Consider the following 20,865-nt stretch of genomic DNA (forward strand, 5'->3'; position numbering starts at 1 on the left):
CGCAGACCACGGCCCCGACCCCGCGCGGATGTGTACGGGCGTACACATCGTGTGTACGATCGTCCGCATGCCGCCCCCCATCCTCGCGGGCCCGGCGCCGGACGTCCGGCGTGCGCGGGTCGCCGTCGCCGCGCTGTTCCTCACCAACGGCGCGCTGTTCGCGAACCTCGTGCCGCGGTACCCCGAGATCAAGGCCGGGCTCGACCTGGGCAACGCCACGTACGGGCTCGCCGTCGCGGCGTTCCCCGCGGGGGCCATCACCGCCGGGCTCGCCGCCGCGGCGCTCGTCCGCCGGTTCGGGTCGGCGCGCGTCGCCGTCGCCGGCACCGTGCTCACCGCGGCCGGGCTGCTGCTCGCGGGCCTGGCGCCCGCCCTGCCGCTGCTCGTCGTCGCGCTGTTCGCGGCGGGGGCGATGGACGCGTTCACCGACGTCGCGCAGAACGCGCACGGCTTGCGCGTGCAGCGCCGGTACGGCCGCTCGATCATCAACGGCTTCCATGCGCTGTGGTCGGTCGGCGCCGTCGTGGGCGGCGGGATGGCGGCCGCCGCCATCGCGCTCGGCCTGCCCCTCGGCGTCCACCTCGCGATCACGGGCGCGCTCTTCGCGGTGGTCGCGCTCGTCGCGCTGCGCTGGTGCCTGCCCGGGCTCGACGGCGAGGCGCCCGACGCCGTCGCGGCGGAGGCCGCCGCGACCCCGGCCGGTGCCCCGGCAGGCGCGGAACCCGCAGGGACCGGCGCAGCACTCGCGCGCGCGTCCCGGGGCCGCACGGCCGCCGTCCTCGCCGCGCTCGTGCTCGTCGCCGTCGCGGGCACCCTCGTCGAGGACGCGGGCAGCACGTGGGCCGCGGTCTACCTGTCCGGGTCGCTCGGCGCCCCCGCGACGCTCGCCGCCGCCGGCTTCGTCGCGCTCGTCGGCGCCCAGTTCGTCGGGCGCCTCGTCGGGGACCGCCTCGTGGACCGCTTCGGTCAGCGCGCCGTCGCCCGGACCGGGGGTGCGCTCGTCGCGCTCGGCACGGGCCTCGCGCTCGCGTTCCCCTCCGTGCCCGGCACGATCGCCGGGTTCGCCGCCGCCGGGTTCGGTGTCGCGACCCTCGTCCCGGCCGCGATGCAGCAGGCGGACGAGCTCCCCGGGCTGCGCGCGGGCACGGGCCTCACGCTCGTCTCGTGGCTCATGCGGCTCGGGTTCCTCCTGTCGCCGCCGATCGTCGGGCTCGTCGCCGACGCCACGAGCCTGCGGACCGGCCTGCTCGTGCTCCCGCTCGCGGGCGTCGTCGTCGTGCTGCTCGCCGGCGTCCTCGCACCGCGCCGCGCCACCACCTCGCCGCACCACCCCGCCCCGCACGACCGCACCCTCGAGTCCCAGGAGACCAGCGCATGACCACCGACTACTTCGCCGGCGACGACCGCACCAGCTACGAGCGCATGGCGGCGGGCGACCTGTACGTCGCCGACGACCCGGAGATCGCGCGCGGCGTCCAGCGCGGCCTGCGCCTCGTCGACGCCTACCACCGGGCGGTGCTCGACGGCGACGACGACGGCGCCCGCGCGATCCTCACGGACCTGCTCGGCTCGCTCGGCGAGGGCGCGTCGGTGAAGCCCCCGCTCGCGGTGGACTTCGGCAGCAACGTGCACCTCGGCGACCGGACGTTCGTCAACTCCGGGCTCACCGCGCTCGACGTCGCGGCGATCACCATCGGCGACGACTGCCTCCTCGGGCCGAACGTCCAGCTCCTCACCCCCACGCACCCCGTCGACCCCCAGCCGCGGCGCGACAAGCTCGAGGCCGCCGAGCCCATCACGCTCGGCGACAACGTGTGGCTCGGCGGCGGCGTCATCGTGTGCCCGGGCGTGACGATCGGCGACAACACCGTCGTGGGCGCGGGGTCCGTCGTCACGCGCGACCTGCCCGCGAACGTCGTGGCCGTCGGCAACCCGGCGCGCGTGATCCGCGAGAACATCTGACCCGTGACCGAGACCCCCGCGCCTCCCGGCCCGACGGGCCGCGCGCGCCGCCACGACCCGGAGCGCCGCGACCGCATCATCGACGCGTGCCTCGACGTGATCGCGGAGCACGGGGTCGAAGGGACCTCGCACCGGCGCGTCGCGGCGGCGGCCGACGTCCCGCTCGGCTCCATGACGTACCACTTCGCCGGGATGGACGACCTGCTGCGCGAGGCGTTCGGCCGGTTCACGCGCGAGGCCGCCGCGCAGTTCGAGCGCCGCATGGGCGACGCGCGCACGCCCGAGGAGGCCGTCCAGGCCGTCACGACGCTCATCACGCACGACGTCTTCGCGACGCAGCGCGACCTCGTCCTGTCGCACGAGCTCTACACGCTCGCGGCGCGGGACCCGGCCTACCGGACGCTCACCAACGACTGGATGCGTCGCAGCCGCGCCGCGCTGGGCCGCCACTTCGACCCCGCGACATGCCGCGTGCTCGACGCGTTCATCGAGGGCATGACGATCCACCGCGCGCTCGACACCGAGCCGCACGACGACGTCGACGTCCTCGGTGCGGTCCGCCGCCTCACGCGGGTCGGGCCGCCCGTGCCCCCTCCGCCGCGGTGACGTCGAACAGCTCGCACGTCACGCCGTAGTACGCGTCGGTCCTGCCGCGGGGGGTCATGCCGATCCGTCGGCACACCGCCTGGGACGCCGCGTTGTCGGGGTGCGTCACGGCGACGACCCGGTCGAGGCCCCGCGCGAACGCGTGCGCGAGGACGGCCGAGGCCGCCTCCGACGCATACCCGCGGCCCCACGCGGTGGGGTGGAAGTGCCACCCGATCTCCGTGTCGCCGGACGGCTGCAGCGGGTCGCCCGTGCCCGACGCCGGGATCGACTTGAGCAGGATGGTCCCCACGGGCGCGCCGTCGGGCAGACCGGCGCCGTCGTCCTCGCGCGGGACGACCGCCCAGACGCCGTGCGTGCCGTCGTCGACCTCGGCCCACGCGGCGACGCGCGCGAGCGCCTCGTCCCGGTGCTCCAGGACGCGCGGCGTCGTCCCGACGTACCGCATCACGTCCCAGCGGGAGTAGATGTCGAGGACGGCGTCGGCGTCGTCGGGCTGCCAGGGGCGGAGGGTCAGTCGGGGCGTCGTCAGCGTCTGCACCGCCCCAGGCTACGAGGCGCGCGCAACCTTCTTCCCGCGCCGTTCGTCGCACACCGACCACCGTTCGTCGCACACCTCGACCGCCCGCCGCCGTGACGTGGATCACGGTCCGCCGCGGTTCCTAGCCTTCCGTGGTCGGACCGCAACGACGCGACCCTGGAGAGGCTCGATGACGACAGACACCCGCGCGGCGCGGAACGCCGCGGACGACGACCCGGAGATCGCGCCGAACCCGTCCCTGCCCCCCACCGCGGTGCCCGAGGAGCTTCCCGGGGCACAGACGCGCACCCGCTGGACGCCGCAGAAGATCGCCCTGTGGGCCGCGATCTCGCTGCTCGGCGGCATCGCGTGGGTCATGCTCGCGGTCGTCCGCGGCGAGACCGTGAACGCGATCTGGTTCGTGTTCGCCGCCGTGTGCACGTACCTCATCGGGTACCGCTTCTACTCCAAGGTCATCGAGCGCTACATCACGCGCCCCGACGACCGCCGCGCCACGCCCGCCGAGGCCCGCGAGGACGGCAAGGACTACGTCCCGACCGACCGGCACGTGCTGTTCGGTCACCACTTCGCCGCGATCGCCGGCGCGGGCCCGCTCGTCGGTCCCGTGCTCGCCGCGCAGATGGGCTACCTGCCCGGCACGATCTGGATCATCGTCGGCGTCGTGCTCGCCGGCGCGGTGCAGGACTACCTCGTCCTGTTCTTCTCCATGCGCCGCGGCGGGCGGACCATCGGCCAGATGGCGCGCCAGGAGCTCGGCCGCGTGGGCGGCACCGCCGCGATCGTCGCGTCGCTGCTCATCATGATCATCATCGTCGCGATCCTCGCGCTCGTCGTCGTCAACGCGCTCGGCGAGAGCCCGTGGGGCGTGTTCTCCGTGTCGATGACGATCCCCATCGCGCTGTTCATGGGCGTGTACCTGCGGTACATCCGGCCCGGGAAGATCACCGAGGTCTCGGTCATCGGCTTCGTGCTGCTGCTCGCCGCGATCGTCGGCGGCGGCTGGATCGCGGACACCGCGTGGGGCGCCGAGCTCTTCCACCTCGACCGCACGACCATCGCGGTCGGCGTCATCGTGTACGGCTTCGTCGCCGCCGTCCTGCCCGTGTGGCTCCTGCTCGCGCCCCGCGACTACCTCTCGACGTTCATGAAGGTCGGCGTCATCGTCGTCCTCGCGGTCGCGGTGATCGTCGTGCGGCCCGAGATCACGGTGCCCGCGATCAGCGAGTTCGCGAGCGGCGAGACGGGCCCGGTCGTGTCCGGGGCGTTGTTCCCGTTCCTCTTCGTCACGATCGCGTGCGGCGCGCTGTCCGGCTTCCACGCGCTCATCGCGTCGGGCACGACGCCGAAGCTCGTCGAGAAGGAGCGCCAGACGCGCTTCATCGGCTACGGCGGCATGCTCATGGAGTCGTTCGTCGCGATCATGGCGCTCGTCGCCGCGATCTCCATCGACCGCGGCATCTACTTCGCGATGAACTCGTCCGCCGCCGCCACGGGCGGCACGGTCGAGGGCGCGGTCGCGTTCGTCAACGGGCTCGGCCTCATGGGCGTCAACCTCACGCCGGACATGCTCACGTCGACCGCGGAGGCCGTCGGGGAGCCGTCGATCGTGTCCCGGACGGGCGGCGCCCCGACGCTCGCGCTCGGCCTCGCGCACATCATGCAGCAGCTCGTGGGCGGCACCGCGATGATGGGCTTCTGGTACCACTTCGCCATCATGTTCGAGGCGCTGTTCATCCTCACCGCCGTCGACGCCGGCACGCGCGTCGCGCGATTCATGCTCCAGGACACCCTCGGCAACGTGTCGCCGAAGTTCCGCGACGTCACGTGGCGGCCGGGCGTGTGGTTGTGCACCGCGATCATGGTCGCCGGGTGGGGCAGCATCCTCTACCTCGGCGTGACCGACCCCCTCGGCGGGATCAACACGTTCTTCCCGCTGTTCGGCATCGCGAACCAGCTCCTCGCGGCCATCGCGCTCGCCGTCGTGCTGGCGATCGTCGCCAAGCGCGGGCGCAGCTACCAGCGCTGGCTGTGGATCGTGGCGGCGCCGCTCGCGTTCACCGCGGTCATCACCATCTGGGCGTCGATCGAGAAGATCTTCTCCCCCGTCCCCGCGGTCGGGTACTGGGCCAACCACAACGCGTTCAAGGACGCGCTCGCCGCCGGCGAGACGTCGTTCGGCACCGCCGGCTCGGTCGAGGCGATGGAGGCGGTCGTCCGCAACACGTTCGTCCAGGGCACGCTCTCGATCGTGTTCGTCGTCCTCGCGATCGTCGTCATCGTCGCGTCGGTCCTCGTGACCGCGAAGGCGCTGCGCGACGGCGGCGGCGCCAACCACGAGGACCCGCCCGTCGCGTCGCGCCGGTTCGCCCCGGCCGACCTGTTCGCGACGAAGGCCGAGAAGGCGATCCAGAAGGAGTGGGCGGCGCTGCCGCCCGAGAAGCGCCCTGCCGCGACGGGGCACCGGTGACGGTGCGGCACGGGACGCAGGGTCCCGCCACGACGGTCCGTGCGACCGTCGTGGCGGGGCTCCGCACCGCGGCGGCCCGCGTGCACGACGGCGCGGCCCACGTCCGCTGGTACGTGCGGCAGGTGATGGGCGACGACGCGTACGCGACCTACGCCGCGCACCAGCGCGCGGTGCACCCTGGGGGCGTCGTCATGACCGAGCGCGAGTTCTGGCGCATGCGGCACGCCGAGCAGGACGCCAACCCGGGGTCGCGCTGCTGCTGACGGCCTAGGCTCGGCGCCGTGCTCCGCGTCCCCCTCGACCTGCTCCTGCCGCGGGTCTCCGTCGCCGACGTCCGGCAGCGCGCCGCGGAGCTGCCCCGCCGCGGGCAGGAGGTCCGGGTCCGCGTGCGCGACGACGTGCTCGTCGCCCGCCGCTGGGCCCCCGGCGCGCACGCGAGCGGGCACAGCGTGCTGCGCGCCCGGCTCACCGAGGAGCCCGACGGCGTCCGCGTGCGCGGGACGGTCGCCCCGAGCGGGCTGGACCTCGTGCTGGTGGCGATCTGGCTCGCCGCAGCCGCCGGGATCGCGACGCTCGGCGCCGTCTACCAGAACGGGGTCGCGTGGCTCGTCGCGCTCCTCCCCCTCGCCTTCGGCGCGGTCTTCGCCGCCTGGCTGCCCGGGGCCGCACGGTCCGGTCACGACGTCCTACTGCGGGCGCTCGCCGCCCTCGGCGAGGGGCCCGACCTCCGCGGGCCACGGTGACGGGCGTGGCCCGCCCTCCCGCCCGCATCACGTCCGACCCGCCGCGGGGCACGTTCTCCGCGTGCACCCTCGTGCTCGCCACCGACCCCGTGACGGCGGCCAGGTGGGTCGCCGCCGCGTTCGGCGCGCTGCGCTGGAAGCGCCGGGCGTCCGACGTCGCGCACCGCGAGGGCGCGTCGTTGTGGGAGGTCGGGGGCGCGGCCCGCGCGTTCTTCCTCGACGACCTCGACGTGCTCCGCCTCGTCACCCCGCGTGCGGCGGCGTTCTTTCTCGCACGGGCGGGGCGTCGCTACGGTCCAGCCCGACGGCGCCGCGCACCGCACCGTCGTCACGCTCTCCCTGGTCGAGGGCCAGCTCTCGTGCCGCGAGAGCTTCGGCGCCGTCGCGCGGCACCTGCACGAGGCCGCGGTCCGCGCCGGTGCGCTCCCGCCCGACGACGTCCCGGTGTGGACGAGCGCCTACGACCTGCCGGCCGGCTCCCCCGGCCACCCGCGGTCGCGCAAGCGCCTGTTCCGCGGCTCCTGAGCACCCTTACCTACCCGGGCATGACGATCCCCGTCTCGCTCTCGGGCGAGACGTCGAGTCGGCAGATCACCGAGAATCCAGGGGTGCGGACATACCCCCTGAGCAAAGCGACGACCAACCTCTCCGCCCTGGTCGACGAGGTGGAGAGCACCCACCAACCGGTGACGATCACCCGTCACGGGAAGGCGGCGGCGGTGCTGATCGCGTCGGAAGACCTCGCGACGCTCATGGAGGCTCTGGCATGGCTGTCCGACCCTGACCACGCGGCCGAGATGGCCGAGGCCGAGGGGGCGGTGGCGCGGGGCCGCAGCCTGCGCCTCGCCGAGGTGCGCGAGCAGCTGGCCTCGCGTCGGTGACCGACGCCGATGGTCGGTGAGAGGTGCGCGTGAGCCCACCGGCCGCACGCTCCACCCGCTCCCGCCACGCCTGCCGATGCCGTGATTCACTTCTGCGACAACCACTCGCGTCGAACCCCTACCGGGTGACGAAGGCGCTCGGGGCCGAGCTCGCCGGCCAGCGCGCCGGGTACGTCGGGATCGGGTTCCGCGTCCTGGTCCGCATCGACGACGACCAGCGTCTGGTCACCGTGATGCGGATGGCCTACCGGGCCGACGCCTACCGGTAGCCCAGGACGGGCGGTACGAGAGTCAGCCCCGTTCCAGCCGCGCGAGCTCGACGCCGTCGTGGTCGACCAGCACGAGCACGGCACCGTCGAACCCGGCGCGGGAGGAGCGGGCCAGGAGATCCGGCACCGGCTCGCCCTCGCAGCCGATCTCGGTGTGCCCGCCCGAGGTGACGACCAGGCGCCCCTCGGCGCCGACTCGCCAGGTGCCGTCCGCGACGTTGCACCCGTCGGTCCCGGTCCACGAGCCGTCCTCCGCGAGGACGACGTGCGGGTCGGTCGCATAGTCGGTGCCGGGCTGCCAGCGGCCGACCAGGTCGCCCGCGGTGGCGGGCGCCGTGCCGTCGGGCAAGGGTGGGGCCGTCGTCGGCGCCGGCCCGGCCGTCTCCCCCGGGCGGAGGGGCGCGTCGGCGCCCGGTCCGGCGCACGAGGCGAGGAGCGCCACGGCGAGCACCGGGAGGGCAGTCGTCCTGCGCGGGGGACGTCGTCGGGTCATGTCTCGATCGTGTCTCCCGGTGGGCGAACCTTGCACCGCCCGGGCGGGCCGCCCGGCGCGACGGCGCGGCGCCGTGGGACGATGCCGCCCGTGACGGAGCTGACCTTGCACGACGACGCCAAGCGCCGCGTGGTGCGCGCCAACCTCACGTTCGCCGCGGTCCTCGTGCCGATCCTCGGGCTCACGGCGGTCTCCCTGGGGATCAGCATGCGCAACCTCGCCCTCGCGCTCGGCTACGCGTGCGTCGTGCTCGCGATGATCCCGCTGACGTACGTGCTCGCGCGCCGCTTCACCGACCGCTCCCGCGTCACGTTCGGCGACGGGTCGGTGACGGTCCAGGGCTGGGGCCGGCCGCGGCGGTTCACGGTGGCCGAGATCGAGCGCGTCGTCACGGTCGACAGCATGGGGTTCGGGGGCACGACGCCGACGCACCACCTCATCGTCGTGGGGCCGACGAAGCGCCTCGCCCTGCTGGTCGGACAGATGTGGGACCGCGACCAGCTCTCGGCCGTCGCGCTCGACCTCGCGCACCGCGGCGTCCCGCTCAACCCGGTCCACCAACCGGTCACGCCCGTGCAGCTGCGGGCGATGGACCCCCGGCTCGTGCCGTGGCGTCAGGCGCACCCGGCCGCGCTGGGCCTGTTCGTCGGGCTCGGGGTGCTGCTGTTCTTCCTGGTCGCGTTCGTCGTCATGGTCGCGTTCCTCGTCTGAGCGTCGCGTCCGGCCGGGCGCGGTCGTGCCAGTAGCCCTGGGCGTGCACGCGCGACCGCGCCACGCCTGCCGCCACGAGCTCGGCCCGGGCGCGCGCGACCGTGGCGCTCTCCGTCGCGCACCACGCGTAGAAGCCGTCGCCCGCGGAGGCCGCGGACCGGCCGTGCTCCGCGACCCAGTCGCGGACGGCGCCCAGCACCGCCCGCTCGGCGCCCCGGCGTCGCGCGCGGGGCACGCGCTCGACGTGCACGGTCGCGGGCACGTCACCGAGCGGGGCGTCCGCCGGGTCGTCGGCCTCGACGAGCACGTGCGCCCGGGCGTCGGGGCCGAGGCTCGCGAGGATCCCGCGCACCGCGGGCGCGGACGTCTCGTCCGCGACGAGGAGCACGTGCCCGACGGCGGGCCCCGGGTCCCACTGCGTGCCGTGGTCGGTCACGCCGTACCGCGCGTGCGGCGCGGACAGCAGGACGCGGTCCCCGACCGCCGCCCGCCGCGCCCAGGCGCTCGCCGGGCCCGCGGGCTCGTGCAGGTACAGGTCGAGGTCGACCTCGGCGGCCTCCGACCGCACGGCCACGGGCGTGTACGAGCGCATGACGGGGCGCTCGTCGTCGTCGAGCGCGGACCACTCACGGCGCCACGTGCTCTCGTCCGCGAGGCGCGCCCGGCGCGCGAGGCGGTCCGCGCCCGGCCCCGGGAGCAGGATCTTCACTCGCTGGTCGAGCCCGACGTCGGCGCACACGGCGAGGTCCGGACCGGCGAGCGTCACGCGCACGAGGCGCGGGCCGACGTCGTGCACGCGCGCGACGGTCGTCGGGAAGAGCACGTTGGGCGACCGATGGAACCGGCACCCGGCCGGGCTCCCGGCGGTCGCCGGAGGCCCGGCCGCCGCGTCAGGAGCCGGCACGGTCCTGCAGGAAGCGCTCGACGTCGTCGAGCACGGCCTGCCCGCCGAGCGGCCCGACGCCGCTGATCCAGGAGGACTGGTCCACGACGCGCACGTCGGGGAACGACGCGGCGTTGAGCGGGATCTCCGCGGGCACCGCGGACGCGTCGTCGGGGTCGGCGGCCGAGACGAGCACGAGGTCGGCGGCGGCCTCGGTCACGCGCTCCGGGGACAGGTCCACGGAGATGTCCTCGCCCCACTCCTGCTCCGGCGTCGTGAACCCGACGCACTCGAGCGTGCTGCCCGCGAACGACCGCGGCCCGTACGCGGACACGATGCCGTCGCGCGGGCGCAGGAGCTGCGCCGTGCCGGAGACGCCGTAGTCCTCCTGGAGCTGGGCGCACCGCGCGTCGTAGGCGTCGAGCAGGGCCTGGGCGTCCGCCTCGCGGCCGAGCGCGCGGCCGACGAGCAGCACGTTCTCCTGCCACGGGTCGGTCTGGGTCGCTATGAAGACGGTCGGCGCGACGCTCGCGAGCTGGTCGTACAGGTCGGAGTGGCGCGACTCCGTGCCGAGGATGAGGTCCGGCTCGAGCGCCGCGATGGCCTCGAGGTTCGGCTCGGGGACGGTCCCGACGACCTCGATCGCCTGCGCCTCCTCGCCGAGGTACGCGGGCACGCCCGCCTCGACGCTCAGCACGGCGGCGCCCACGGGGACGACTCCGAGCGCGACGGCGGTGTCCGTCTCGACGGGCTCGAGCGTCACGACGCGCTGCGGCGCCGCGTCGAGCTCGGCGGTCCCCCGCGCGTGCTCGACGGCGTACCCCGCCGCGGTGTCGTCCGGCGCCGGCGCACCGGTCGCCGCGGGCTCGGGGTCGGACGAGCACGCCGCGAGGAGGGTCGCGGCGAGCACGAGGGCGGTGGTGGTGACGCTGCGGCGCACGCGCGGGCTCGACGTGGTCCGGGAGATCGGCACAGGAGGTTCCTTCGTCATGGGATAGGACTGCCTAACCTTATCTGCCCCACCGGGGTGGGTGACGCCGCGCTGGATACGATCACTGCATGTCCGGGCCCGTGTTCGCCGGCGCCGCCGCCGGTCTCGTCGTGGGCGTCCTGCTCACCCTCGGGCTCGTGCTCGCCTGGCGGCTCGCGCGCGGGTCGCGCGAGCTCGGGAGCGACTCCGACCGGGCGACGTTCCGCACCCTCCACCTCGCGTCGCGCGCCGCGACGCACCTGCGCGACGGGCTCGACGGCGACGACGTCGGCCGCGCGGCCCGCTCCCTGCGCCAGCTCCTCGGCGCCGACGCGCTCGCCGTCGTCACGGCGGACGGCGCGGTCGCCCTCGACGGGAGCTCGACGCTCGAGCCCGACGCGCGGCGCGTCGCCGAGCGCGTCCTCGCGACGGGACGGCGGCACGTCGAGAGCGGCGACGTCGAGGACGCCGTCGGGGCGCCCGTCGTCGCGGGCGGGCGCGTCGCCGGGGTCGTCGTCGCGTTCGCCGACACCGTGCGGCCGCCGCTCGTGCGCGCGACGGGCGAGGTGGCGCAGTGGTGCGCGGCGCAGCTCGAGCTCGCCGAGCTGGAGGCGTCGCGCACGGCGCTCGCCCAGGCCGAGCTCCGCGCGCTGCGCGCCCAGATCAGCCCGCACTTCGTCTACAACGCGCTCGGCGCCATCGCGTCGTTCATCAGCACCGACCCCGAGCGGGCGCGCGACCTCGTGCTCGACTTCGCCGACTTCACGCGCTACTCGTTCCGCGGGCGCGGCGACTTCACGACCCTCGCCGACGAGCTGCGCTCGATCCACTCCTACGTCGAGCTCGAGCGCGCCCGGTTCGGCGAGCGCCTCGCCGTCACCCTGCAGATCGCGCCGGAGTCGCTGACGGCGGTCATCCCCTTCCTCTCCGTGCAGCCGCTCGTCGAGAACGCCGTGCGCCACGGCCTGGAGCCGCGCGAGCACGGCGGCACGATCGTCATCACCGCGCGCGACGAGGGCACCCAGACGGAGATCACGGTCGAGGACGACGGCGTCGGCATGGACCCGGCCGTCGTGCGCGAGCTCCTCACGTCGCGCGACACGACGCACGTGGGCCTGCGCAACGTCGACACCCGCGTGCGCCAGCTCTACGGCGACGACCACGCGCTCGACATCGAGACCGCGCCCGGCTCGGGCACGCTCGTGCGGCTGCGCGTCCCGCGGTCGCAGCCGCTGCACGAGACGGAGGTGAGCGTGCCGTGACCACCCCGGACCCGGCTCCGGCCGGCGGTCTCCCCGGCGGGGCGGGCGACGCCGTCGGGCTGGACGTGCTCGTCGCCGACGACGAGCGGCCCGTGCTCGACGAGCTCGTGGCCCTGCTCCGCCGCGACCCGCGCGTGCGCACCGTGCGCGGGGTCGCGAGCGGCTCGGAGGCGCTGCGCGAGCTCTCGTCGCGCACGGTGGACGCGGCGTTCCTCGACATCCACATGCCGGGGCTGACCGGCCTCGACCTCGCCCGCGCGCTCTCGCGGTTCGCCGACCGCCCGGCGGTCGTGTTCGTGACCGCCGACGAGGCGCGCGCGCTGGAGGCGTTCGACGTCGAGGCCGTCGACTACGTGCTCAAGCCCGTGCGGCGCGAGCGGCTCGCGCGGGCCGTCGACCGCGTCGTCGAGCGGGTCGCGGAGCGCACCGCGGCGGGGCGCGCCCCCGCGACCGACGCGGCAGCGCCCGCCAGCGCCGCCGCTCCCTCGCCCGCGGCCGGTGGCCCGGCGGGAGGCGCCGCCCCGGCCGACGAGACGCTCGTCGTGACGGTCGGCACAACGACGCGGCTCGTCCGGCGCAGCGCGGTGCGGTGGGTGCAGGCGCAGGGCGACTACTCCCGGCTCGTGACGGACACCGAGCAGTTCCTCGTGCGCGAGCCGCTCTCCGACCTCGAGGAGCGGTGGGCGCCCGCGGGGTTCCTGCGCGTGCACCGGTCGTACCTCGTGGACCGCGCGGCCGTGACCGCGGCGCGGTTCGGCGGGGCGCAGCCCGCGCTCGTCGTCGCCGGGCACGAGGTCCCGGTGAGCCGCCGCATGGTGCCCGCGGTCCGCGAGGCGCTCCTCGGGCCGCACCGGGGCGCGCCGTGACGGGCACCGACCCGCGTCGGGACGCGCGCGTGCGCGTCCGGTCCACGGACGTCCCCGCGGGCCCGAGCCCCGGCGAGGGCACCGCCCCGCGGGGCGGCGCGGCGTCGGGCACGGCGCGGGCTGGCGAGCCCGACGACGCCGCGACCGCGTACACGCGCGGGCTCGTCCGGGCCCAGCTCCGGCTCGGGCTGGCGTGCGTGGCGTCGTTCCTCGCCGTCGTCACGCTGCTCACGGTGACGATGAGCGGCGTGCCCGCGCTGGACGACGTCGTGGTGCTCGGCGTGCCGCTGCCGTGGCTCGTGCACGCGTACGGCTTCTACCCCGTGATCGTCGCGTTCGCGGTCGTCTTCGCGGTCGCGGCGGCGCGCAACGAGCGCCGGTACCGCGCGCTCGCCGAGAGCGCGGGCGCGCCCGACGAGCCCGGCCCCGACGACGGCGGTGCGCCGTGACCAGCACGCTGCCCCTCGTCGCGATCGCGCTGCTCCTGCTCGCGACCGGGCTCATCGGGTTCTACGGCCTGCGGATCTCGCGCACCACGAGCGACTTCTTCGTCGCGTCGCGCACCGTGCGGCCGGTCTGGAACGCGTCGGCGATCAGCGGCGAGTACCTGTCCGCGGGCACGTTCCTCGGGCTCTCGGGCCTCGTGCTGCTGTCCGGCGCGGAGGCGTTCTGGTTCCCCGTGGGGTACGCGGCGGGCTACCTGCTCGTCCTGCTGTTCGTCGCGGGCCCCCTGCGGCGCAGCGGCGCGTACACGATCCCCGACTTCGTGCACGCCCGGCTCGACTCCGTGGTCGCGCGCCGCGTGACGAGCGTGCTCGTGCTCGTCATCGGGTGGCTCTACGTGGTGCCGCAGCTCCACGGGGCGGCGCTCGTCATCACGAGCGTGGCCCCGGTGCCGCCGTGGGTCGGCTCGGTGGGGATCGCGGTCGTGGTGAGCGCCGTCGTCGCCGCGGGCGGGATGCGCTCCATCACGTTCGTCCAGGCGTTCCAGTTCTGGGTCAAGCTCACCGCGCTCGCGGTGCCGCTCGTCGTCGTGCTCATGGCGCTCGGCGGGGCGTTCGAGCCCGGCGGCGCCGTCGTCACGTTCGACCCCGCCGCCGTGTTCCCCCACGAGGCCGGGCCGGGCGGCCTCGACGCGTACGCGACCGTCTCGCTCCTGCTCGCCCTCCTGCTCGGCACGACCGGCCTGCCGCACGTCCTCGTGCGCTTCTACACCTCGCCCGACGGCGGCTCGGCCCGCCGCACGACCGTGGTCGTGCTCGTCATGATCAGCGTGTTCTACATGGTGTCGAGCACGCTCGGGCTCGTGGCGCGGGTCGTCGCGCCCGACCTCGCGGCGCCCGGGGTGGCGGACACCGTCGTCCTCACGCTGCCGACCCGCCTCGTGCCCGGGCTCGGCGGCGAGCTCCTCGCCGCGCTCGTCGTCGCCGGGGCGTTCGCCGCGTTCCTCGGGACGTCGTCGGGGCTCGTGGTCGCTCTGGCGGGCGTCGTGAGCCAGGACCTGTTCGGCGGCACCGTGCGGTCCTTCCGCTGGTCGGCGGTCGCGTGCACGCTCATCCCGCTCGCGTTCGCGCTCGTCACCATCCCGCAGGGCCTCGTGACGAGCGTCGGGACGGTGTTCGTCTTCGCGGCGTCGGCCCTGTCCCCCGTGATCCTGCTCGGCGTGTGGTGGCGCGGCCTCACCGCGCGCGGCGCGGTGGCGGGCATGGTCGTGGGCGCCGTCCTGTGCGCGACGGCGCTGCTCGCGTCGTCCGCGCTTGTCGCTGCGGGGTACGGGAGCCCGTCCGGCAGCACGGCCGACGGCGTCCCCGGCGTCGTGCGCGCCCTGCTCGCCCAGCCCGCCGCCTGGACCATCCCGCTCGCGACGGCGACCGTCGTCGTCGTGTCGGTCCTCGACCGGCGCGGCCCGCCGGTGCGCACCGACCGGTTCCTCCGCCGCCTGCACGTGCCCGAGCGCCGTCGGGCCTGAGACCTGGAAGGCCGACGACGACCCTTCGCCGCGCTCGGCGTCTGGGACCTCGCTCGAGCACCTGAAATCCGTAGCGTAGGAAACCTGAAATTCGTAGCGTAGAGAGCCTGAGATCCGTAGCGCGGGGCGCCGCTACGCCTCCGGCCGATCCCTCCGCATCTCACCTGGCGGGCGCTCTCGACCGCATGTCGGATGGGTCGTAGGATCGTGCCAACCATCCAGAGCGGTCGAGAGTCCTGGCTCGACGACACCGCAGCAACCCGCCGACGGAAGCCTCCCGAGGACAAAGGTGCTAACGCCAGGGTCGATGGAGTGACGCATGACCTCAGAGGCATCCTTCGCGCACCGTCCGGGCCGTCCTCGGCCGACGGTGTCGTTCGAGCTCATGCCCCCGCGCCGACCGGACGCGGCCCCGAAGTTCTGGGAGACGGCACGCCGTCTCGTCGCGACGCACCCCGACTTCGTGTCCGTGACGTACGGCGCCGCGGGCACCGACCGCGCGACCGCGCGCCAGGTCGTCGGACGCCTGCTCCAGGGCACGCCCGTGCTGCCGATCGCGCACCTCACGTGCGTCGGGGCGTCGCGCGAGGACGTCGAGTCGGTCATCACCGACTTCCTCGACGAGGGCGTGCGGAGCTTCCTCGCGCTGCGGGGCGACCCGCCGCGCGACCAGCCGGACTGGCAACCCGCGCCCGACGGCGTCCGGTCGTCGACCGAGCTCGTCGCCCTGCTGCGCGAGGTCGAGGCGTCGCGCTGCGCGTCCGACCCCGCCGTCGCGCTGCGCGGCGCGGCCCGGCCGCTGACGATCGCCGTCGCGACGTTCTGCGACGGGAACCCCGCCGCCGGCACGACGCGCACCCAGGAGGTGCGCCGCCTCTGGCAGAAGCAGCAGGCCGGCGCGAGCTTCGCGATCACGCAGCTCTTCTACGACGCGTCGTCGTACACCGACTTCGTCGCCGAGGCCCGCGCGGCCGGCGTGACGATCCCCATCCTCGCCGGGCTGCTGCCCACGACGGAGCCCGCGCGGCTCCGTCGCGTCGAGGAGCTCACAGGCGTGCGCGCGCCCCAGCAGCTGCTGGACGCGCTCGACGCCCTGCCCGACCCGGAGGCGCAGCACGCCTACGGGATCGCGTACTCGGTCGACCTCGCGCAGCGCGTCCTCGACGCGGGCACGCCCGGTCTGCACGTGTACACGTTCAACAAGCACCGCGCCGCTCTTGACCTGCTCGAGGGTGTCCACCTCGGCGGCGGGTCGGTCGGGACCGGGGGCGGCGCCAGCGCCGCCGCCGCCCCGCTCGTCCCGGACCTGGCCAGCGGGCCGTGGGTCACCGGCACCTCCCTGCCCACGACGAGCGCCGCCACGCACGGCGCGCCCGTCTGACCGGTCCTCCGGACCAGCAAGAGGTTTCGATCATGGCCACTTCCGTACACTCCCCTACCCAGAACCCGGTCGGTTTCCCCGCCGGCACCGTGCTCGGCTACCCGCGCATCGGTCGCCGCCGCGAGCTGAAGAAGGCCGTCGAGGCGTTCTGGGCCGGCAAGACCTCGGCCGAGGAGCTCGAGGCCACGGCCCGCGAGCTGCGCCTCGCGACCGTCCGCCGGCTCGTCGACCTCGGCCTCGGCGCCGACGACGCGTCCGTCCCCGGCTCGTTCTCCTTCTACGACCAGGTGCTCGACGTCGCCGCCTCCCTCGGGGCGGTCCCGTCGCGGTTCGCGTCGCTGACCGACGACGCGGGCCGCCTCGACCTCGCGGGCTACTTCACCGTGGCGCGCGGCCAGGGGGACGACGCCCCGCTCGAGATGACCAAGTGGTTCGACACGAACTACCACTACCTGGTCCCCGAGATCGGCCCGGACACCCCGATCCGCTTCGTCGACGACCGCGTCGTGCGCGAGTTCGTCGAGGCGAAGGAGGCCGGTGTCGTGACGCGGCCCGTCGTCGTCGGGCCGGTCACGTTCCTCGCGCTGTCCAAGGCCGCGGACGACGCGCCCGCCGGGTACTCGCCGCTCGACCGCCTCGACGACGTCGTCGCCGCCTACGCCGACCTGCTGCGCGCGCTTGCCGCGGCGGGGGCGCCGTGGGTCCAGCTCGACGAGCCGATCCTCGTCACCGACTCGGTCGACGTGCCGTTCACCGAGCTCGCCGCCGCCGTGGGGTCCGCGTACCGCGCCCTCGCGACCGACCTCCGCCCGGTGCCGAGCCCGGGGTCTTCGGCGGCCTCGTCCGCAAACCCGGCGGCAACCCCTGGTTCGGCGCAGGACGCGCGGCCCGCGATCCTCGTCGCCACGCCGTTCGGCGGGCTGGAGACGTCGCCGGACGGCGACGGCGCGACCTTCGACTTCCTGGCGACCCTCGCGGGCACGGACGTCGAAGCGATCGCGATCGACGCCGTCCGTGCGGACCTTCCGGACTCGCCCTACGACGACCTCCTGACGAAGACGCTCGTCGTCGGCGCGATCGACGGGCACAACGTGTGGCGCGCCGACCTCTCGGCAAAGCTCGACACGCTGACCGCCGCGCGCAGCCTCGGTGCGGGCGCGGTCGCCGTCGGCACGTCGACGTCGCTGCTGCACGTGCCGCACGACGTCGAGGACGAGACGTTCGCCGAGCCCGGCACGGCGTCGGGCACGACGCTCGACCCGCGCCTGCGCGACTGGCTCGCGTTCGCGGACCAGAAGGTCGGCGAGGTCGCGACGCTCGCCCGCGCGCTGACCGAGGGTCGCGACGCCGTCGCGGAGGAGATCGAGGCGTCCCGCGCGGCGGTGGCGTCGCGCGCGGAGGCGAGCGGCGTCGTCGTGCCCGCGGTGCGCGAGCGTGCGGCCGCGCTGACCGACGCGGACTTCGCGCGCGGTGACTACGCCGAGCGTGCGGCCGCGCAGCAGGAGCGCCTGAACCTGCCGCCGCTGCCCACGACGACGATCGGCTCGTTCCCGCAGACGCCGGAGATCCGCCGCGCCCGCGCGCTGTGGACGAAGGGCGAGCTGTCGGACGCGGACTACACGACCGCGATGCGTGAGGAGATCGCGCGCGTCGTCGCGATCCAGGAGGAGCTGGGCCTCGACGTCCTCGTGCACGGCGAGCCCGAGCGCAACGACATGGTGCAGTACTTCGCGGAGCACCTCGACGGGTTCGCGGTCACGGCGAACGGCTGGGTGCAGTCGTACGGGTCGCGCTGCGTGCGCCCGCCGATCCTGTGGGGCGACGTGACGCGGCCCGCGCCGATCACGGTCGAGTGGTCCGCGTACACGGCGTCGCTCACCGAGAAGCCCGTCAAGGGCATGCTCACCGGGCCCGTGACGATCCTCGCGTGGTCGTTCGTGCGCGACGACCAGCCTCTCGGCGACACGGCGAACCAGGTGGGCCTCGCGCTGCGCGACGAGATCGCGGACCTCGAGGCCGCCGGCATCGGGATCGTCCAGGTCGACGAGCCCGCGCTGCGCGAGCTCCTGCCGCTGCGCCGCGCGGACCAGCCGGCGTACCTCGACTGGTCCGTCGGGTCGTTCCGGCTCGCGACGTCGGGCGTGGAGGCGGCGACGCAGATCCACACGCACCTGTGCTACTCGGAGTTCGGCGAGGTCATCGGCGCGATCGACGGCCTCGACGCCGACGTGACGTCGGTCGAGGCGGCGCGCTCGCGCATGGAGATCGTGCCGGAGCTGCGCGACGCCGGGTACTCGCGCGGCATCGGGCCGGGCGTCTACGACATCCACAGCCCGCGCGTGCCCTCGACGGAGGAGGTCACCGAGCTGCTGGAGCTCGCCGTGAAGTCGATCGACCCGCGCGTCGTCTGGGTCAACCCCGACTGCGGCCTGAAGACCCGCCGCTACGAGGAGACCGTGCCGTCGCTCGAGCACCTCGTCACCGCGGCGAAGGCCGTCCGGGCCACGCTCGGCTGACCCCGGAGACGCCGGAGGCCGGGTCCCGTCAGGACCCGGCCTCCGTGTCGAGGGTGTCAGCGCTCGGTCGTGCCCGTGCCCGCCATCGGGAGGGCGAAGGCGAGCGTCGCCGCCGCGAGGCCGCCCACGAAGAGCCACACACCGCCGTCGACGCCGGACATGCCCGACCCCATGAGCACGAGCCCGCCGACGAACAGCGCGAACGCCACGACGAACCGTGCGACCGCGCCCGCGTGACCGGGGATGTCGCGCCCTTCGGTCCCGGTGGGGAGGGGGCTGTGCGCCGCCTGCTCGCTGGACGTGGTCATGGGGTTCTCCTTCTGAGGTCGGAACGGGAGCCGGACGTCGCCGTCGGCGATCAGTCCAGGTAGTTCTCCACCGTACCGGGGTCTCGCACGGTCGCCGCATCGGGGTCGCCGCCGAACTCGCGCGCGGCGCCGCGCTGGCGCAGCAGGTCCCAGCACTGGTCGAGCTCGACCTCGATCGCGCGGAGCCGCTCCTGCTCCTGCGGGCCCGAGATCTCGCCCCGGGCGAGCTGCTCCCGGAGCCGGTGCTCCTGCGCCACGAGCTCGCTGATCGTGCTGCGGATGCCGCCGTCGGTCGTCATGCCGTCCACGGTATGCCCGACGGCGCGGGCGCGCCCCGGGAGGCCGGCCCCACGCGGCGCAGCGTCGGCGGTGCGCCCTAGGCTCGTCGCATGACGACGACGATCGGGCGCACGGTCCTGCTCTGCCGCGACCTCGACGCGAGCGCCGCGTTCTGGGCCGACGGGTTCGGCTTCCGCACGTTGTTCCAGGGAGAGACCGAGGGGTTCCCCCTGCTCCACGTCGGCCCCGGACGCGTCGACGAGCCCGGCCTGTGGCTCGTGCCGCTCCCCGAGGGCGGCGCCCCGCTCGTGCGCCACGGCCTGCCCAACCTCGTGCTCTACGTCGACGACCTCGACGCGACCCTCGCACGCCTCGCCGCGGCCGGGGTCGAGCCGTTCGTCGGGCCCGACGCCGACGCCGAGACCGGCGACCGGTTCGCGCACGTCCACGACCCCGACGGGCACCGGGTCGTCGTCGTGCAGCTCGGGACGACGACCGACCCCGCGTAGCGGGCTACCGAGCGCGCACCCATGTCGCGTCGTCGGCGAGGATCGTCACCTCGTCCTGGTCGACGACGAGGAACCCGCCCCCGATCCGCAGCTCGGCCGTCGGGCGGTCCGGGGTGCGCAGACGCACCCGGCCCGCCATGAGCGACGCCGCGACCGGCTGGTGCCGCGGCAGGATGCCCAGCGTGCCCGACGCCGCCGGGACCGTCACGCTCCGCGCCTCCCCCGCCCAGAACACCCCGGACGGCACCACCACCTCCACGAACACCAGCCGCTCCCCGGCGGGTGCGGCGGTCTCGGACGGGGACGGCAGGGCGACGGGCACGGAGTTCCTCCCGGACGGTGGACGGCGGAACCTCCGAGTCTGGCCAGGCGACCCGCTCGCCGGACCCGGCACTTCGTCACCCGGTCGGGGTCGAAGGTCACCGGGGAAACGCCCGCCGCGGTGGTGTCTGCGAGCGGCCCGCGCGCCGACCGTGGGTGGCCCACGTCACGATGGGTGCATGAGCACCCACGCGCACGGCATCCACCACTCGATCGACTACGTCGAGCTCCCTGTGACCGACCTCGCCGCCGCGCAGGCGTTCTACGGCGCGGCCTTCGGCTGGGAGTTCGTCCCCTACGGCCCCGGGTACTCCGGGATCCGCACGGCGGCGGAGTCCGGCGCGGACGAGGCGGGCGGTCTGCGCCTGGCCGAGTCGGGCGACGTGACCCGCGGCGGTCCGTTCGTCCTGCTGTTCTCCGAGGACCTCGACGCGACGCTCGCCGCCGTGCGGGACGCGGGCGGCGAGGTGGTCGAGGGCCCGTACGAGTTCCCCGGCGGCCGTCGGTTCCACTTCCTCGACCCGAGCGGCAACGAGCTGGGCGTCTGGGCGACGTCCTGAGGGACGGCGTCGGCCGTCGCGCCGGGGGTACGCGGCGACCCGGGCGACAATCACGTTGACGACGGCGGGTGCCGAGGCGCACCATCGAGGGTGACGGTTGCCGTGGGCAGCCGTCCGTCGTGCCGGACGGGCACGACCACGGTTCAGGATCGCGCCGACGGCGCGCCGCACGGGACGAGGAGACGCGGATGCACGGCACCGCAGGCTGCGAGGTGGCCATGGCGGCCTGCTCGGGCGCCCTCTCCCCCCGCACCGTCACCCGCTGACACCACCGGGCCGCGGGCCGTCGTCCCCGACGCCCGCCTCGCTCCGGGGCGCACCGCCGTCCGACGACCCCGTCGTCGCCCGGCCGCGCCGGTCACGACGCG

At 75.0% G+C, this 20,865-nt stretch carries 25 protein-coding genes and 1 riboswitch; of the genes, 18 read left to right on the forward strand and 7 right to left on the reverse strand.

Going from position 1 to position 20,865, the window contains the following annotated elements:
• Nucleotides 1–67 precede the first annotated feature (67 nt).
• From ACPCUX_RS15895 to ACPCUX_RS15905, 3 genes are read left to right on the forward strand one after another with little or no spacing between them, the layout of a single operon-like run.
• Nucleotides 68–1,378, forward strand: a complete 1,311-nt coding sequence (locus tag ACPCUX_RS15895; RefSeq protein WP_423389144.1) for an MFS transporter — start codon at nucleotides 68–70, stop codon at nucleotides 1,376–1,378.
• Nucleotides 1,375–1,962 carry a sugar O-acetyltransferase gene (locus ACPCUX_RS15900; protein WP_061268962.1) on the forward strand — a complete coding sequence of 196 codons (588 nt, stop codon included), beginning with the start codon at nucleotides 1,375–1,377 and terminating at the stop codon, nucleotides 1,960–1,962. Before ACPCUX_RS15895 ends, ACPCUX_RS15900 begins: the two co-directional genes overlap by 4 nt.
• Nucleotides 1,963–1,965: 3 nt before the next feature.
• Nucleotides 1,966–2,568 (forward strand): TetR/AcrR family transcriptional regulator, encoded by a 603-nt coding sequence (locus ACPCUX_RS15905; RefSeq protein WP_085387039.1) that lies wholly within the window; start codon nucleotides 1,966–1,968, stop codon nucleotides 2,566–2,568.
• On the opposite strand, the gene ACPCUX_RS15910 is transcribed toward ACPCUX_RS15905, so the two are convergent.
• Nucleotides 2,528–3,109: a GNAT family N-acetyltransferase gene (locus ACPCUX_RS15910; RefSeq protein WP_423389145.1), complete on the reverse strand. Its 582-nt coding sequence runs from the start codon at nucleotides 3,107–3,109 to the stop codon at nucleotides 2,528–2,530. The two genes, ACPCUX_RS15905 and ACPCUX_RS15910, sit on opposite strands and share 41 nt — an antisense overlap.
• Before the next feature lie 169 nt (nucleotides 3,110–3,278).
• Here ACPCUX_RS15910 and ACPCUX_RS15915 point away from each other — a divergent pair, with 169 nt between their 5' ends.
• From ACPCUX_RS15915 to ACPCUX_RS15940, 6 genes are all read left to right on the forward strand, one after another.
• The gene (locus ACPCUX_RS15915) at nucleotides 3,279–5,576 is read left to right on the forward strand and encodes a carbon starvation CstA family protein (RefSeq protein WP_423389146.1); all 2,298 of its coding nucleotides are present in this window, start codon (nucleotides 3,279–3,281) and stop codon (nucleotides 5,574–5,576) included.
• Nucleotides 5,573–5,839 carry a YbdD/YjiX family protein gene (locus tag ACPCUX_RS15920; RefSeq protein WP_415297478.1) on the forward strand — a complete coding sequence of 89 codons (267 nt, stop codon included), beginning with the start codon at nucleotides 5,573–5,575 and terminating at the stop codon, nucleotides 5,837–5,839. The genes ACPCUX_RS15915 and ACPCUX_RS15920 overlap by 4 nt, the downstream gene beginning before the upstream one ends.
• Nucleotides 5,840–5,857: 18 nt before the next feature.
• Entirely contained in the window at nucleotides 5,858–6,319 is a 462-nt protein-coding gene (locus tag ACPCUX_RS15925) for a hypothetical protein (RefSeq protein ID WP_423389147.1), read from the forward strand.
• 252 nt (nucleotides 6,320–6,571) lie between these two features.
• Complete coding sequence (locus tag ACPCUX_RS15930) at nucleotides 6,572–6,844, forward strand: hypothetical protein (protein ID WP_423389148.1); 273 nt, start codon at nucleotides 6,572–6,574, stop codon at nucleotides 6,842–6,844.
• Nucleotides 6,845–6,864: 20 nt separating this feature from the next.
• A complete protein-coding gene (locus ACPCUX_RS15935) occupies nucleotides 6,865–7,200 on the forward strand; it encodes a type II toxin-antitoxin system Phd/YefM family antitoxin (RefSeq protein WP_415297481.1) in 336 nt (111 codons plus the stop codon).
• 125 nt (nucleotides 7,201–7,325) lie between these two features.
• Nucleotides 7,326–7,469: a type II toxin-antitoxin system RelE family toxin gene (locus tag ACPCUX_RS15940; RefSeq protein ID WP_415297482.1), complete on the forward strand. Its 144-nt coding sequence runs from the start codon at nucleotides 7,326–7,328 to the stop codon at nucleotides 7,467–7,469.
• A gap of 22 nt (nucleotides 7,470–7,491) precedes the next feature.
• Here ACPCUX_RS15940 and ACPCUX_RS15945 read toward each other — a convergent pair whose 3' ends face one another.
• Nucleotides 7,492–7,962, reverse strand: a complete 471-nt coding sequence (locus ACPCUX_RS15945) for an META domain-containing protein (RefSeq protein WP_170963617.1) — start codon at nucleotides 7,960–7,962, stop codon at nucleotides 7,492–7,494.
• 90 nt (nucleotides 7,963–8,052) lie between these two features.
• Between ACPCUX_RS15945 and ACPCUX_RS15950 the strand changes: the two genes are divergently transcribed.
• Complete coding sequence (locus ACPCUX_RS15950) at nucleotides 8,053–8,673, forward strand: hypothetical protein (RefSeq protein WP_423389149.1); 621 nt, start codon at nucleotides 8,053–8,055, stop codon at nucleotides 8,671–8,673.
• On the opposite strand, the gene ACPCUX_RS15955 is transcribed toward ACPCUX_RS15950, so the two are convergent.
• Together ACPCUX_RS15955 and ACPCUX_RS15960 are read right to left on the reverse strand one after the other, a co-directional pair.
• Nucleotides 8,651–9,496, reverse strand: coding sequence for a siderophore-interacting protein (locus ACPCUX_RS15955; RefSeq protein WP_423389150.1), 846 nt, complete (start codon nucleotides 9,494–9,496; stop codon nucleotides 8,651–8,653). The two genes, ACPCUX_RS15950 and ACPCUX_RS15955, sit on opposite strands and share 23 nt — an antisense overlap.
• 67 nt (nucleotides 9,497–9,563) lie before the next feature.
• On the reverse strand, nucleotides 9,564–10,529 hold the full coding sequence (locus tag ACPCUX_RS15960) for an ABC transporter substrate-binding protein (RefSeq protein WP_423389151.1): 966 nt from the start codon (nucleotides 10,527–10,529) through the stop codon (nucleotides 9,564–9,566).
• An 86-nt stretch (nucleotides 10,530–10,615) separates the two neighbouring features.
• Between ACPCUX_RS15960 and ACPCUX_RS15965 the strand changes: the two genes are divergently transcribed.
• The 6 genes from ACPCUX_RS15965 to metE all read left to right on the forward strand — a co-directional run bounded on the left by ACPCUX_RS15965 (nucleotide 10,616) and on the right by metE (nucleotide 18,520).
• Nucleotides 10,616–11,788, forward strand: coding sequence for a sensor histidine kinase (locus ACPCUX_RS15965; RefSeq protein WP_034653820.1), 1,173 nt, complete (start codon nucleotides 10,616–10,618; stop codon nucleotides 11,786–11,788).
• Nucleotides 11,789–11,847: 59 nt separating this feature from the next.
• Nucleotides 11,848–12,654 carry a LytR/AlgR family response regulator transcription factor gene (locus tag ACPCUX_RS15970; protein WP_409141560.1) on the forward strand — a complete coding sequence of 269 codons (807 nt, stop codon included), beginning with the start codon at nucleotides 11,848–11,850 and terminating at the stop codon, nucleotides 12,652–12,654.
• On the forward strand, nucleotides 12,651–13,103 hold the full coding sequence (locus tag ACPCUX_RS15975) for a heavy metal transporter (RefSeq protein ID WP_409141507.1): 453 nt from the start codon (nucleotides 12,651–12,653) through the stop codon (nucleotides 13,101–13,103). The genes ACPCUX_RS15970 and ACPCUX_RS15975 overlap by 4 nt, the downstream gene beginning before the upstream one ends.
• Nucleotides 13,100–14,623: a cation acetate symporter gene (locus tag ACPCUX_RS15980; protein WP_423389152.1), complete on the forward strand. Its 1,524-nt coding sequence runs from the start codon at nucleotides 13,100–13,102 to the stop codon at nucleotides 14,621–14,623. Before ACPCUX_RS15975 ends, ACPCUX_RS15980 begins: the two co-directional genes overlap by 4 nt.
• A gap of 211 nt (nucleotides 14,624–14,834) precedes the next feature.
• A riboswitch (SAM riboswitch) is annotated at nucleotides 14,835–14,937 on the forward strand.
• 5 nt (nucleotides 14,938–14,942) lie between these two features.
• Nucleotides 14,943–16,004 carry a methylenetetrahydrofolate reductase gene (locus ACPCUX_RS15985; RefSeq protein ID WP_144679440.1) on the forward strand — a complete coding sequence of 354 codons (1,062 nt, stop codon included), beginning with the start codon at nucleotides 14,943–14,945 and terminating at the stop codon, nucleotides 16,002–16,004.
• A gap of 32 nt (nucleotides 16,005–16,036) precedes the next feature.
• On the forward strand, nucleotides 16,037–18,520 hold the full coding sequence (metE, locus tag ACPCUX_RS15990; RefSeq protein ID WP_137281301.1) for a 5-methyltetrahydropteroyltriglutamate--homocysteine S-methyltransferase: 2,484 nt from the start codon (nucleotides 16,037–16,039) through the stop codon (nucleotides 18,518–18,520).
• A 56-nt stretch (nucleotides 18,521–18,576) separates the two neighbouring features.
• Here the strand turns inward: metE and ACPCUX_RS15995 are convergent, their stop codons facing one another.
• Nucleotides 18,577–18,828, reverse strand: a complete 252-nt coding sequence (locus ACPCUX_RS15995; RefSeq protein WP_021483231.1) for a hypothetical protein — start codon at nucleotides 18,826–18,828, stop codon at nucleotides 18,577–18,579.
• A 50-nt stretch (nucleotides 18,829–18,878) separates the two neighbouring features.
• Nucleotides 18,879–19,127 (reverse strand): DUF2630 family protein, encoded by a 249-nt coding sequence (locus tag ACPCUX_RS16000; RefSeq protein WP_031316756.1) that lies wholly within the window; start codon nucleotides 19,125–19,127, stop codon nucleotides 18,879–18,881.
• Between the two features lie 90 nt (nucleotides 19,128–19,217).
• Here ACPCUX_RS16000 and ACPCUX_RS16005 point away from each other — a divergent pair, with 90 nt between their 5' ends.
• Nucleotides 19,218–19,616 (forward strand): VOC family protein, encoded by a 399-nt coding sequence (locus tag ACPCUX_RS16005; RefSeq protein WP_051028203.1) that lies wholly within the window; start codon nucleotides 19,218–19,220, stop codon nucleotides 19,614–19,616.
• Between the two features lie 4 nt (nucleotides 19,617–19,620).
• Here the strand turns inward: ACPCUX_RS16005 and atpC are convergent, their stop codons facing one another.
• Complete coding sequence (atpC, locus tag ACPCUX_RS16010; protein ID WP_198285629.1) at nucleotides 19,621–19,938, reverse strand: ATP synthase F1 subunit epsilon; 318 nt, start codon at nucleotides 19,936–19,938, stop codon at nucleotides 19,621–19,623.
• 178 nt (nucleotides 19,939–20,116) lie between these two features.
• Between atpC and ACPCUX_RS16015 the strand changes: the two genes are divergently transcribed.
• Nucleotides 20,117–20,497 (forward strand): VOC family protein, encoded by a 381-nt coding sequence (locus ACPCUX_RS16015; protein ID WP_076404242.1) that lies wholly within the window; start codon nucleotides 20,117–20,119, stop codon nucleotides 20,495–20,497.
• Nucleotides 20,498–20,865: the final 368 nt, after the last annotated feature.

This window comes from Cellulosimicrobium sp. AB352 (assembly GCF_049538415.1).
Lineage (GTDB): Bacteria > Actinomycetota > Actinomycetes > Actinomycetales > Cellulomonadaceae > Cellulosimicrobium > Cellulosimicrobium funkei.

What these genes read in the sequence shown, in the direction of transcription:
- ACPCUX_RS15945 (WP_170963617.1), bottom strand. Translation starts at nt 7,962, where the DNA reads ATGACCCGACGACGTCCCCCGCGCAGGACGACTGCCCTCCCGGTGCTC.
- ACPCUX_RS16005 (WP_051028203.1), top strand. Translation starts at nt 19,218, where the DNA reads ATGACGACGACGATCGGGCGCACGGTCCTGCTCTGCCGCGACCTCGAC.
- ACPCUX_RS16015 (WP_076404242.1), top strand. Translation starts at nt 20,117, where the DNA reads ATGAGCACCCACGCGCACGGCATCCACCACTCGATCGACTACGTCGAG.
- ACPCUX_RS15900 (WP_061268962.1), top strand. Translation starts at nt 1,375, where the DNA reads ATGACCACCGACTACTTCGCCGGCGACGACCGCACCAGCTACGAGCGC.
- ACPCUX_RS15965 (WP_034653820.1), top strand. Translation starts at nt 10,616, where the DNA reads ATGTCCGGGCCCGTGTTCGCCGGCGCCGCCGCCGGTCTCGTCGTGGGC.
- ACPCUX_RS15935 (WP_415297481.1), top strand. Translation starts at nt 6,865, where the DNA reads ATGACGATCCCCGTCTCGCTCTCGGGCGAGACGTCGAGTCGGCAGATC.
- ACPCUX_RS15985 (WP_144679440.1), top strand. Translation starts at nt 14,943, where the DNA reads ATGACCTCAGAGGCATCCTTCGCGCACCGTCCGGGCCGTCCTCGGCCG.
- ACPCUX_RS15915 (WP_423389146.1), top strand. Translation starts at nt 3,279, where the DNA reads ATGACGACAGACACCCGCGCGGCGCGGAACGCCGCGGACGACGACCCG.
- ACPCUX_RS15995 (WP_021483231.1), bottom strand. Translation starts at nt 18,828, where the DNA reads ATGACCACGTCCAGCGAGCAGGCGGCGCACAGCCCCCTCCCCACCGGG.
- ACPCUX_RS15895 (WP_423389144.1), top strand. Translation starts at nt 68, where the DNA reads ATGCCGCCCCCCATCCTCGCGGGCCCGGCGCCGGACGTCCGGCGTGCG.
- ACPCUX_RS16000 (WP_031316756.1), bottom strand. Translation starts at nt 19,127, where the DNA reads ATGACGACCGACGGCGGCATCCGCAGCACGATCAGCGAGCTCGTGGCG.
- metE (WP_137281301.1), top strand. Translation starts at nt 16,037, where the DNA reads ATGGCCACTTCCGTACACTCCCCTACCCAGAACCCGGTCGGTTTCCCC.